The organism is Aestuariivivens marinum (genome assembly GCF_022662175.1).
Taxonomy (GTDB): Bacteria; Bacteroidota; Bacteroidia; order Flavobacteriales; family Flavobacteriaceae; genus Aestuariivivens; species Aestuariivivens marinum.
Genome location: NZ_JAKMCR010000002.1, coordinates 381791 through 395323 on the forward strand (window position 1 = coordinate 381791; position 13533 = coordinate 395323).

Annotated in this window: 10 protein-coding genes; 5 read left to right on the plus strand and 5 right to left on the minus strand. The window is 36.7% G+C overall.

Annotated features, from left to right (window positions below):
- The 4 genes from MR053_RS08990 to MR053_RS09005 form a co-directional block, all read right to left on the minus strand.
- Nucleotides 1-1281 (minus strand): TolC family protein, encoded by a 1281-nt coding sequence (locus MR053_RS08990; RefSeq protein WP_242132117.1) that lies wholly within the window; start codon nt 1279-1281, stop codon nt 1-3.
- Nucleotides 1282-1283: 2 nt separating this feature from the next.
- Entirely contained in the window at nt 1284-1637 is a 354-nt protein-coding gene (locus MR053_RS08995) for a four helix bundle protein (protein ID WP_242132118.1), read from the minus strand.
- 36 nt (nt 1638-1673) lie between these two features.
- Complete coding sequence (locus MR053_RS09000; RefSeq protein ID WP_242132119.1) at nt 1674-5390, minus strand: efflux RND transporter permease subunit; 3717 nt, start codon at nt 5388-5390, stop codon at nt 1674-1676.
- Between the two features lie 109 nt (nt 5391-5499).
- A complete protein-coding gene (locus MR053_RS09005) occupies nt 5500-5913 on the minus strand; it encodes an HYC_CC_PP family protein (protein ID WP_242132174.1) in 414 nt (137 codons plus the stop codon).
- A gap of 413 nt (nt 5914-6326) precedes the next feature.
- Here MR053_RS09005 and MR053_RS09010 point away from each other — a divergent pair, with 413 nt between their 5' ends.
- Complete coding sequence (locus tag MR053_RS09010) at nt 6327-6734, plus strand: c-type cytochrome (RefSeq protein WP_242132120.1); 408 nt, start codon at nt 6327-6329, stop codon at nt 6732-6734.
- An 82-nt stretch (nt 6735-6816) separates the two neighbouring features.
- Entirely contained in the window at nt 6817-8046 is a 1230-nt protein-coding gene (locus MR053_RS09015; protein ID WP_242132121.1) for a glutamyl-tRNA reductase, read from the plus strand.
- A 79-nt stretch (nt 8047-8125) separates the two neighbouring features.
- Here the strand turns inward: MR053_RS09015 and MR053_RS09020 are convergent, their stop codons facing one another.
- On the minus strand, nt 8126-8731 hold the full coding sequence (locus MR053_RS09020; protein ID WP_242132122.1) for a DOMON domain-containing protein: 606 nt from the start codon (nt 8729-8731) through the stop codon (nt 8126-8128).
- 251 nt (nt 8732-8982) lie between these two features.
- Between MR053_RS09020 and MR053_RS09025 the strand changes: the two genes are divergently transcribed.
- The 3 genes from MR053_RS09025 to MR053_RS09035 all read left to right on the plus strand — a co-directional run bounded on the left by MR053_RS09025 (nt 8983) and on the right by MR053_RS09035 (nt 13507).
- Nucleotides 8983-9957, plus strand: a complete 975-nt coding sequence (locus MR053_RS09025; protein WP_242132123.1) for a 6-bladed beta-propeller — start codon at nt 8983-8985, stop codon at nt 9955-9957.
- Nucleotides 9954-11651, plus strand: a complete 1698-nt coding sequence (locus tag MR053_RS09030) for a cytochrome c3 family protein (RefSeq protein ID WP_242132124.1) — start codon at nt 9954-9956, stop codon at nt 11649-11651. The genes MR053_RS09025 and MR053_RS09030 overlap by 4 nt, the downstream gene beginning before the upstream one ends.
- 1202 nt (nt 11652-12853) lie before the next feature.
- A complete protein-coding gene (locus MR053_RS09035) occupies nt 12854-13507 on the plus strand; it encodes a cytochrome c3 family protein (protein WP_242132125.1) in 654 nt (217 codons plus the stop codon).
- The last annotated feature ends 26 nt before the right edge of the window (nt 13508-13533 follow it).

Below are 13533 nucleotides of genomic sequence, written 5' to 3' on the forward strand. Positions count from 1 at the left end.
TTAATTCACTAAATAATTAATGATTGCACTTTGTTCATAGTAGGTTTTAACAGCTTCAATTTGGTTTATTTGAAACTTTAGCTGCAATTCCTGAATGTCAAGAACATCATTAAAATCAATTGTTCCCGTTTCATAGCTTTTAATCAGTATATCTTCTGCATCTTTAGTTCGATTTAAATTTTTGGTCGCTGTATTATTACTTATCCGTGCTGCAACTCGTTCATTTATTGCTTTATCCAAAAGGGTTTCCAAGCTATTTAATCGCTCTTGTTTTTGGTAGTTAATTTCCTGTTTCTCAAGTTCATTCTGTTTGGTTACCGACTTGTATTTTTTACTAAAAATGGGAATGGACAGCGTTACCATAGGCATAACAATATCTTTTCCGTTATCGGTAAAAGTCATATCTGGACGTGGCTCAACATTAATATAGTCCAAACCAAAACCTATCATTGGACTGCTTTTCTTTTGGTTTAAAAATTCCGATTTTCCAATAGATTGATAGAGTTTATCATACTTCAATAATTCAGGATGCACCTCTAAATTTTCAATATTAATTTCAAAATCCTCTAAAGGAATCGTTAGGCTATCTACTATAGTAACGATAACTTTATTTTCCCTATTTAAAAGATTATTGAAATTTGTTTGTTCAGCCAAAAACTGTTGTTGCAATACCTCTTTTAATTGCTGCAAATCGTTTTGACGCATTTGCAAACGCAAGACATCTACTGCAGATGCCCTTCCTACCTCAACCGCTGTCAATGCCATGGTTTCGTAGGTTTTCAACAAGTTGATGTTTTCAATCAATACTTTCTGTTTTGCCTTGTTTGCATATAAGTTATAATAGGATTGCGAAACCGAAAGCATTAATTTGCGCTTAGCAATCACAATATCTTCATATTTAGCATCGGCTAACGAATTCACATAGTTTTCTCGTGAGGTTATTGTACCAAACCAGGGTAACATTTGCTTTACCGAAACTTTAAAACGCTGTGCACCAGTTCTTGTTTCTGGTTCACTCACAAAATAGCCAACACCAAATTCGGTATTGGGAATTGCGTTGATTTCATTCACTTTTTCGGAAGCTCTTCTATGCTGCAGCTCAAACTTTTTAATTTCGGGATTGTTTTCCAAAGCTTCATTTACCAATACATTCAGTGATTGACTATTTATTAAGTGTACAGAGAAAAGTAAAAAAATAATAATTAAGACGCTTTTAAAGTGAAAAACTAAAAGTGAAAAACTAAAAATCAACTCTTCTATGATGTATTTTAACTTTTTCATTTTTAAACCTTTGATTTAGATGTTTTTATTGAACTTACCAACATGGCTACTAATTCTTTATTTAAATTAGAATGTTTTTTATACGCTTCAATACTTAAATAATCTGTATCCTTTAATAAATCTAACCAATACAGTGTTTCATTAGCCTCTTTTAGAGAAACACTCATTTTATTGATAAAATCTTTTTTGCTTTGTGCAAATTCGGCTTCACGAATAAGCGCTCCAATAGCAGTACCACTTCTTAAAAGCTGTTTGCTTAAAGTGTACTGCTTATTTTCAGAAATTAGTTTTTGCGACAATTTCACAATAAGAATTGCAAACTTGTAACTTTTATCCTTTAAAATACTTTTACTCATAATTTTTCATGCTTTCTTTCTCCCTTCTCCATTTATCTATTCACTTTTCACTTTTATTTTTTCTCTTTTTATTTTCAATTCTGCTTTCCAACTGTATAGTACCGGTACTACAAATAGGGTTATCAATGCTATCAACATCCCACCAAAACTTGGTACGGCCATCGGAATCATAATATCGCTCCCCCGTCCTGTTGAAGTCAATATAGGCAATAAGGCTAAAATGGTAGTTGCTGTAGTCATTAAACACGGTCTTATACGTTTTTCACCAGCTTCAACTATTGAAGCCCTAATCTCTTTTTTAGTTTCTGGTGTGTTTCTGTTAAACGTCTGGGTTAAATAGGTTGCCATTACCACACCATCATCGGTAGCTATACCAAAAAGTGCAATAAACCCAACCCATACCGCGACACTTAAATTAATTGGATGCATTTGGAATAAGTCCCTTAGGTTTTCTCCAAAGAAACTAAAGTTTAAAAACCAACTTTGGCCATACAACCAAATCATTAAAAACCCTCCTGCAAAAGCCACTGCAATTCCGGTAAAGACCATTAACGACGTTCCTAAAGAACGGAATTGGAAATATAAAATCAAAAAGATAATAACTAATGCCAAGGGTACAACTACCGATAAGGTTTTTTCGGCCCGTAATTGATTTTCATAACTTCCCGTAAATTGATAGTTGATACCTTTTGGCACAACCAATTCACCTGCATCAATTTTACTTTGAATCAATGCTTGGGCATTTTCAACTACATTTACTTCCGCATAACCATCTTTTTTGTCAAATAATACATAACCCACCAAAAAGGTATCTTCACTTTTTATGACTTGTGGCCCTCGTTCGTAACGAATGGTTGCCAATTCACTTAAAGGAATAGGACTTCCTTTTTCAACAGGTATATAAATTTGCCCTAAGTCGTTTGGATTTTCCCTTAATTCCCTTGGATAACGCACCCTAACTCCATAACGTTCCCGTCCTTCAACCGTTTGGGTTAAAGGCATACCCCCAACTGCAACTTTTAAAACGTTTTGTACTTCTTCAATACTTACGCCATATCGTGAAATTTTCGCTCTATCAATATCTATTAACAGATAAGGTTTCCCCACGATTCGATCTGCAAATACGGCTTCTTCCTTAACACCATCAGCTTCTTTTAAGATGCTTTCCAATTGTATTCCAAAAGTTTCAATTTGTTTTAAATCTTGACCTTTTATTTTAATACCCATTGGTGCACGCATACCTGTTTGCAGCATTACCAATCGGGTTTCGATAGGTTGTAGTTTTGGTGCAGAAGTGACCCCTGGCAGCCTAGTGACCTTTACAATTTCGTTCCAAATATCGTCTGGTGAATTTATTTCTGATCGCCAATTACGGTAGAACTCGCCATGATTGTCTGGAATTAGTTGTTCTTTTAAATTGAGAGATGGCCAAGCTTCACGTTGATCTGCTCGCAATGACATTCCATTTTTTAATACAAACGCACCGTCTTCATTTACTTTATATCGTTGGCGTTCTCCATCTTCATTCAACATGTATTCTGGTTTGTACAGAATGATGTTTTCATACATTGACAACGGTGCAGGGTCTAAAGCCGATTCTGTTCGACCTGCTTTACCAACCACAGTTTCAATTTCGGGAATACTTGCTACTGCCATATCCAGTTGCTGCAATACACGTTTGTTTTCTTCTATTCCCGAATGTGGCATTGAGGTTGGCATTAACAGAAAAGAACCCTCGTTTAATGATGGCATAAATTCTTTACCTGTATTTTTCATTATGAAAAAACCTGCAATTACAATTGCGGTTGGAATGGATAGAAACAGTAATTTATTATTTAAACACCACCTTAAAATACGTGTATAGAATTTAATGAATAATGAGAAAACACTTAATAGACCAAAGCAAATAACAGCTACAAAAATGAGATTTAAAAAGATACTCTCATGCACGCCTAATGGCCGCCAGTATTCTGCCAGCAAGAACACAATTGCAGAAGCCGAAGTAATGATCTTTGCAAGGCTTGCCTTTTTATCTGAAATCTTATTTTGAACATTCAATATTGCCACAATACCAAATCCAATCAAAATCAATCCTAACCAATAACCGTAAAATAGAACTGCAACACCCAAGGCGATTAAAACACCATTTAAAACATATTTAAAATTCTTTTTAAGGCTCTTCTTTCTGAATAAAAATGCAGCAAAGGGTGGAATTAAAAATAACGCCACAATAATTGATGCCGTTAATGCAAATGTTTTGGTAAAGGCTAAGGGCCGGAATAGTTTACCTTCAGCACCTATCATTGTAAATACCGGAATGAAACTGATAATGGTTGTCATAACGGCGGTTATAATGGCACCCGAGACTTCTGCCGTTGCATTATAAACTATGGTATTTATAGATAGTTTGTCTTCATTTTCATCGAGGTGGCGAATAATGTTTTCTGAAAGTATGACCCCAACATCTACCATAGTACCAATGGCAATAGCTATACCCGATAGGGCTACAATATTAGCATCTACACCAAAAGCTTTCATCGCTATAAAGACCATTAAAACGGCTACAGGCAATAACCCAGAAATCAATACCGAGGCCCTAAGATTAAATACCATGATGATGATTACCAATATGGTAATGAGTATTTCTAAGGTTAATGCTTCATTAAGTGTACCTAATGTTTCCTTTATGAGTTCTGTTCTATCGTAAAAAGGAACAACCGTTACCTGCGAGGTGGTACCATCGGCCAAAGTCTTTGTTGGCAAGCCTGCACTTAATTCGTTGATCTTTGCCTTTACTTTATTGATCACTTCCATAGGGTTTGCACCATACCGTGCCACAACAACACCACCAACAACTTCTGCACCTTCTTTATCTAAAATACCTCTACGGGTTGCAGGACCTAAGGACACTTTAGCAACATCTTTAATTTTGATAGATGTATAATCTTCTGAAATCACTACTGCATTTTCGATGTCTGCAATAGATTTTACATAACCCAAACCACGTACCAAATATTCGGCTTGGTTTATTTCCAAAGTTTGAGCGCCAATATCACGATTGCTTTCCTTAACTGCTTTTACAATGTGATGCAAACCAATATTATATTGGCGCATTACCTCTGGGTTTACATCCACTTGATATTCTTGAACATAACCACCAATAGAAGATACCTCGGACACCCCACTTGCCGATGACAAGGCATATTTTACGTAGTAATCCTGAATGCTTCGCAATTCGTGTAAATCCCAACCACCAGTTACATTACCGTTTTCATCGCGGCCTTCTAATGTGTACCAAAATATTTGCCCTAACCCCGTAGCATCTGGACCCAAAGCAGGGTTAACACCTTCTGGGAGCAACCCACTAGGTAAGGAATTGAGCTTTTCGAGAATACGGCTTCTACTCCAATAAAACTCTATATCTTCATCAAAAATGATATAGATACTAGAAAAACCAAACATAGACGAGCTGCGTATGGTTTTAACTCCCGGAATACCCAACAATGAGGTCGTGAGTGGATAGGTAATCTGGTCTTCTATGTCTTGAGGGGAACGACCATCCCATTTGGTAAACACGATTTGTTGATTTTCACCTATATCTGGAATGGCATCTACTGCTACTGGATTACTTGGCAAAAAACCAGTATCCCAGTTAAAAGGTGCATTTGCAATTCCCCATCCTGTAAAAAGAACAAGCAATAATACAGCTACGAGTTTATTCTCTATTAAAAATTTTATGCTTTTGTTTAGCATTGGCTTTGATAATTAAACAGTTAGACATTAGCGTTAGGATAACACCGAATACAGCAAATTATCCTTACGACATTACAGTCATAGGATAACACAGTCTATTGTTTAAAAATCAAATTAAATAAGTCTCATCAAGCTTGTATATTTGCCTGACGACAAGGGGAGGTTTATACGCTTTATAAACGTTGGTGTTCTTATTAAATCCCTCAAAAGAATCTAAATACGCATGTATGAAGGAAACCACAAACTGTTGTTGCTCAAATGAAAGCTGATCTATTGGTAATTTTAATTCATCCTGCCCATTAACTACTGATTGCTCATCGCTACAACAATTCTTTTTGGAAACCGAACAGCTATCTGTCGAAGGATTCTGCATTTCCATACCACAACCCTTAGCTTTTTTAAAGATGGCCATTTCCACTAAAACATCACCGCAATAATGCATATTTACAGTAAATGACATGGTGGAAAAAAACACCAAAAATGCCATAAATACAGATATTACTTTATGCAGCAATTGTTTTATCATAAAACAAAGCTACAAATTTTTATTTTAGAATGTTGTTTTTAACAAATAATTAAAACCCTTCATATTGATGCAATTAAAATTAAAAAAGGCAATAAAAACCATATGTCTGGCAACAAATAATGTCTTACCCTCCCTTTTAAAAGGACGTTACTTAGCCAATTAGGCTAATGTGAATGTTCTATGTAAAATAACATTGCACAAGATATAGCAAGCGCTAAAAAGCTTTTCAATCATGGTTTTTAATTAGTAGATATTTTTAAAAAAATCATTTTTTTAATTTACCATACTTCTGTCCAACAATTGTTTAAATGAAAACTACTCGTTGTAAGTAATTTTTCCAAACATGATATTTGTCATAAAATATATGATATATGAATTTTAATTTTAAAAAATTTAATTCATAACATATTATGAAAAATCAAGTTTTAATTACAGCAGCATTGTTTATAGGTAGTTTTGTTTTATTATCAATGAACATTTCAAAAACTTTTGTTCAAGACCCATGGGAAGTTCCTGCCAAATATGAAAAAATGGAAAACCCCCATGCATCTAATGCTGATGCGGAAAGAATTGGTCGTACATTATATGCCAAACATTGTAAATCCTGTCATGGTTCCAAAGGAAAGGGAGACGGTCCTAAAGCAGAAGGGCTAGAAACTTCGTGTGGAGACTTTACCTCAAGTTCTTTTAAAGAGCAAACCGATGGCTCTCTTTACTATAAAATGGTTTTTGGAAGAGATGAGATGCCTGGATTTGATAAAAAAGTTCCAGATGAACAAGATCGTTGGCTCATTGTTAATTATTTAAGAAGTCTTTAGGCTGTAATCTATTTGAAACTATTTTTAATTAAATATAAACTCAAAAAATTACATCTGTAACTATTAATAAGAATCACTATTAATGGATAAATCATTACGCTATATAAGTATCTCACATATAACAGCCAGCGTCACCCAAAGATCACATTACCAATTTTCAAACGAGCAAATAAGTAGTTTTGTAAATGTCCTGCGAAAAGAATTTAATGATATTTCAGGACTAATGTTATTGGCTACCTGCAATAGAACTGAACTCTATTTTGAGTCTGTTAATACCTCTGCCAACTTAATAAGAGATTTTTTATTAACCTTTAAAGGTCATCAAAGTTCAAGTATAGGCAAAACTCTTTTTAAATTAAGTGATGATACAGAAACTACTGTTAATCATTTATTGCAAGTATCATCAGGATTGGAATCTTCTGTGTTGGGTGATGCAGAGATCATTCATCAAATTAAAAAAGCCCATCAGTTTACAATAGCCCATCATTTACAGGGTTCTTTATTGGAACGTGCTCTACAGGCTGCCTTTAAATGCCATAAGCGCATTAGTAATGAAACCCACTTTAGGGACGGAACTACATCGTTGGCCTATAAGTCTTTGAAAATCATAAAAGATTCTTATGAAAAAGCAGCACTAAAGTCAATGAAAATGCTTTTTGTAGGTGCCGGAGATATTGTTAAGCAATTGTTTAAGTATAACTCTAAATTTAATTTCAAAAATATTTACATCACGAATCGCACTGAGCAAAGAGCGAAGGACTTATCTAAAGATTACCATTGTCATGTATTTGACTGGAACAATCTTTTGGAAAACAAACTTGAGGATTTTGATGTCATTATTAGTGGCATAAGCAATTCTGAGAACCTCATCAAGAAAGTGCCTCAACACAAACAAAAAGTGATGCTCATCGATTTATCTGTGCAGGGCAGTATTGACAGGGCTTTGGCTAATGAAAAGCATATTACATATTATGACCTAGATGCCATAGCCGAAGATCTTAAAGAAGTAAAGGAACAACGCTTTTTAGCCATAGATGAGGTCAATAAAATTATTGCCCATGAACTTTCAGAATACTGCAAGTGGTTACATGAGGCCCCTTTAAGGGAATTACTGGCGGAATATAAAATAAAGGTAGCCAAAAAAGTGAATACCTATTTTGAAGCAGACAAAGAAGAAGAAAAAATTACAGCTGTAACCAATGAGGTGATGAGAAAATTGATGAGCAAACCAGAAACCTTCATGTCATCATTAAAAATGGATAATGTAATTTCTGAACAGGTAACTAAATATTGTATTGAAAACTTAAAATAATCCCATGACTAACTTGGAAGGGGCAATCCTAAACTTTTATTAGGTTGCCCTTTTTTTATTTTAAAAACGCTCTTTATTATTAAAACGCAACGGTTCCCCAGGTTAATGGATCGGCTATTAAGGCTTGCCCAGGCCAATAGGTATGTTGTTCCAAAGGATTGCTTATTTTAAAAGCCATTTTTATATGCATGCCTGCTGATGGGTTTATGCCTAACTTTAAAAAGCTGATTTTAAATTCAATATTGTCATGACCATCCGTGAAAGGAAAAGTATTGGCGGCCCAACCCACAGGTTGTGCTGTGCAATCCTCCCAATAATAATACAGCCCAACTGCAGAACAATTACTGTAGGACGAATGAAACCAGTAGCTCTGGTCACCCCAATTAGGGTCTTCTATGCTGGTGCTAATTAAGACCTCGGCATTATGATTAATGTTATTGGAGTCGGTTAGATTTTTAAAAGCCACATATAAGTTCTCCTTGTCATATTTTAATAATACGGCCACCTCATTAGGGGTTTCCTCCTTTAGGGTCAATTCCTTGGCATCCATCCACTCCTGATCATCCAGTTCACCATCTATAATTACCGAAACCGTAGTGCTCTCCATAAGCCTTAAGGTATTATCTTGTGCCTGAATGGTAATACAAAAACTCGATATTATAAAGAAAACAAACAAAGCCCTCATGAATTTATCTTTAGAACACGACTCTTATTATTATAAAATTATAAATACAAAAACAACAGCTCTTTAGTACTGCAATTTATAATAAATCCATATTCCTTTATATGACAATTATCACCATTTTGCTCATAACAATACATTACATTTGTTTAGTTACCATGTTTACAACCCATTAAAAAAAATAGGTATTGGTTTGGATAATAAGTACTATGCATCCGTATAAAATACATAGGTTTTTTTTAATTGTGGGATTGATGCTATTTTACATAAATTCAGTTCAATCTCAAGACACAACCTATGTAGAAATCCTAGATTTTAATGCTACCAATTCCGTAAGTTGGGTCAACCAAATTCCATCATTAAAAGAAGATAATAAAAAAACTAAAAAAGGCTGGTTCAAACGCTTGCTCCTGGGTAAAAGTGAGATAACCGCCTTGCAAAAACCTGTTGGGGTGATTGGTTTTGACCATGAAGAGGGTATCATCTTCGATCAGGGTCATGGTACGATCTTTATCGCTAAAGACAACAAATTAGAAATTCCAAAATTTTTACGAAAAGAAGCGTCCTATTTCCCCTCATTAGTTGGGGCCTGTATCCTGCCAGACAACCGTATATTATTCACCGATTCCAAACTCAATAAAATTTTTGTTTTTTCAGCAGACCGTAAACAGGTTACAGAACTTAACAATAGTTTAGAGCTTACCCAACCTACCGGTATTGCCTTTAACAAAAGCAACAATCAAATTTGGGTAATAGAAACAGGGGCACATCGTATATCCATTTTAGATATTACGGGCAAACGCATAAAAGCTTTTGGACTACGTGGTCATGGTCCAGGTGAATTTAATTATCCAACGTCTATTTGTATAGGTTCTGATGAAAAAGCGTACATCGTGGATGCTTTAAATTATCGTGTCCAGATTTTTGATACTCATGGCACGTTTATTTTTGAATTTGGTGAAAATGGCAACGGTTCCGGTTTTTTTGCGAGTCCCAAAGGGATTGCTTCCGATAGTTATGGTAACATCTATGTCGTGGATGCCCTATTTCATACCGTTCAAATTTTTGACAATCGGGGCAATTACCTCTATAATTTTGGTGCCCAGGGCCGTGATATCAATCAGTTTTGGATGCCATCGGGCATATTTATAGACAAAAATAATCACATCTATATTGCCGACAGTTATAACTCCAGAGTACAGGTATTTGATTTAAACTATATGGAATGAAACGATTGATTTTTATAATAATTGGCTTAATTATTTTTCCTTTATACCCCATAATGGCACAAGGAAGAGTAGATCAATCACGCCATAATTTATCCGCTTCAGGAAGAGGAAACATTAAATCATTGGACGATTCCAGGGTCTGTATATTTTGCCATACGGCCCATTCTGCAAATCCAAAGGCCCCTCTATGGAATCGCAATAAATCTGGAAGAATATATACTTTATATAACAGTTCTACACTGGATGCCAAACCGGGACAGCCCGATGGCAGTTCCATGTTATGCCTGTCCTGCCATGACGGGACTGTGGCCTTGGGCAATACCTATAAAAACCCCAACAGCATGTCATTTTCCCATAGCATGACCAAGCGGGGTAATTTGGGTACCGATCTGTCCGACGACCATCCCATATCATTTATTTACGATGCATCTCTGGTGGCTACAGATGGCCAACTAAAAGACCCAGTAACTTTAGGTCGTAATGTATTGGATCATAACAGCAAGCTGCAATGTACAGCTTGCCACGATCCGCATAAAGATGTGGATGGCAATTTTTTAAAGCACAGCAACGAATTTTCTGAGCTCTGCTTTACCTGCCATGACACCAACTATTGGAGTAATAGCAGCCATAATACGGCTACAGCCAACTGGAACGGTATTGCTCCAAATCCATGGTCGCATATGGATGCGCCCTATAATTCAGTAATGCAAAATGGCTGTTCCAATTGCCATGATACCCACAATGCCAATGGTAAAGAACGCCTATTGAAACGGGAAGCCGAAGAAGACAACTGTCTGGATTGTCATAATGGTAACACGGCCAAATCCAATATTCAAGCCGATTTGACTAAACCCTACCGTCACGATGTGTATGCCTACACCGGTATTCATGACCCTGTGGAGTCCAATTTTAATAAAACCAAGCATGTAGAATGTGTGGATTGCCACAATGCCCATGCCAGTAATGAATTACCGGCACAGGCCCCTTTTGTAAGTGGTGCCAATGCCAATGTTAAAGGGATTAGCCAGTCGGGTATGGAAATATTTCCTGCTGTAAACGAATATGAAATCTGTTTTAAATGCCATGCCGATAATCCTGTAACGCCACAGCATACCCTACGGTATTTGGGCTCTGCAAATACACGTTTGGATTTCGACCCCAACAACGTCTCTATGCATCCGGTTATACAAGAGGGGAAAAACCCTAATCCAAGAGGTCTTATAGAGCCCTATAACGCCAACAGTAAAATTTATTGTTCGTCCTGTCATGCCAGTGATGGTAAAAATGCACCTGCAGGACCCCATGGCTCTATTTATCCCAGAATTTTAAAGGCCAACTACAATACAGAGATTACGCCGCAATTGGGTAAAAGCTGGCCATCGCTTATACAGGCTAATTTCACCTTGTGTTTTGAGTGTCACGAAATCAATAGTGTAACCAACATCCATACCCAAATCAGTGAGGGCCATTTTATGGAGACTATAGGCTGTAATGCCTGCCATGACCCCCATGGTTATGAAGGCGGTACCTTAAGTGAAAATGCCTATGGTATTAATTTCGACCAAAGCGTGATACAGCCCAACCCTATAAATGGCCGTATGATCGACCTCGATCAAAAGAAATGTTTTATGACCTGCCATGACCCCCGTGGTGTGGTGAATTATACCCATAAAGCCGAAGGCGACGATTACTAACGTCATGGCGAGCCTTTCGACTGCGCTCAAGACAAGCTACACGAAGCCATCCCATGAACAGAACCGTCATTGTGAGCCCTTGTAAAGGGCGTGGCAATCTCATAAACAGGAACTCCAGACAAACAGACTGCCACGTCGCCATTGCATTAGGCTCCTCGCAGTGACCAAATGAAAACGTCATTGTGAGCCCTTATAGAGGGCGTGACAATCTCATGAAAAGGAACTCCACACAAACAGACTGCCACGTCGCCATTGCATTAGGCTCCTCGCAGTGACCAAATGAAAACGTCATTGTGAGCCCTTATAGAGGGCGTGACAATCCCTTGAACAGAAACGTCATTGTGAGCCCTTATAGAGGGCGTGACAATCCCTTGAACAGAAACGTCATTGCGAGCCCTTGAAAAGGGCGTGACAATCCCATGAACAGGAACTCCAGACAAAAAGACTGCCACGTCGCCATTGCCTTGGGCTCCTCGCAGTGACGTCATTGTGAGCCCTTGTAAAGGGCGTGACAATCCCTTGAACAGAAACGTCATTGTGAGCCCTTGTAAAGGGCGTGACAATCCCATGAACAGGAACTCCAAACAAACAGACTGCCACGTCGCCATTGCCTTGGGCTCCTCGCAGTGAAGTCATCACGAGGCACGTAGTAACGAAGTGATCTCCTTATAGTTAGTTCGGTACTCCCAATTAGGAGACTGCTTCGCTCACTGCGCTCGCTCGCAGTGACGTCATGGCAAGCACTTAACAATCTCAAGAGAAAACCTAACGAATCCCCCTACATTTTTTACACCGTTTTAAAGTATAATGTATTGATAATGAATATAATAAAAGACGTTTTTATCCGATTTAATTTCACAAAAAATTAGGAGCCAACTAGAAGAATTGAACAATTTTAAGGCTTATTTAAATTCATTATAAACAACATAATACATTGATTTACAGCATTTTACAAAATTGCTAAAAACAGGTGTTTTTCACAAAAAAAAAGTGTCGCTCTAAGGGCAAACAACAGTGCTTGTATATTACTGTTTTTCAATGTTTTACAGGTGTTTTAAAAAAAGTGTCGCTAAAAATAGCGATAAGCAGGAAACATGATTTTTGTCATGTTTTTTTGTGGGTATGCTGGTTATATTCATAACAATTAATTAACATTTTTTTAATAAATACATGTATATATAAAAAACTTAAATTTAAGTATTATGAAAACAACAAAATCTTTATTTTTAACACTGGCACTTGCATTAACAGGTACATTTGCATTTGCTCAAAACGGTACTATTACTGGATCTGCTCACGATTTTAAAGCTGAAGGTTGGTCTGGAGGTGAAATATGTAAAGTTTGCCATACCCCTCACAACGCTCTTCATAGTGATCAAGGTGCACCATTATGGGACCATTTGGTTACAACTGAAACTTTTACTCCTTATGCAGATACAGGAACTTTAGATGCAACTGTAGGAGTTCCAACTGGTACATCAAAATTATGTTTATCATGTCATGATGGCGTAACGAATGTTGATGCATTTGGTGGAGATGCAGGTACTGGTAATATTTCTACACTTTTTACAGGTACTACTGCAAGTTTAGGGGTAAACTTAACAACACACCATCCTATTTCTTTAACATATAATGCGACTTTAGCGACAACTGATGGTGGTTTGCATAACCCAACAACTACAGATAGTGGAATAACTGCACAAATTGATGATGATATGCTTTTCGGAACAGGAAATGATCAATTGGAATGTGCGTCTTGCCATGATGTTCATAATAACGGACCATCAGGAGTTAGTTTTCTGTTAGTTAAAACTAATGCTGATAGTGCATTATGTTTAACCTGTCATAACAAATAATTATAACTTAGAGTTGAAAAAAAGGC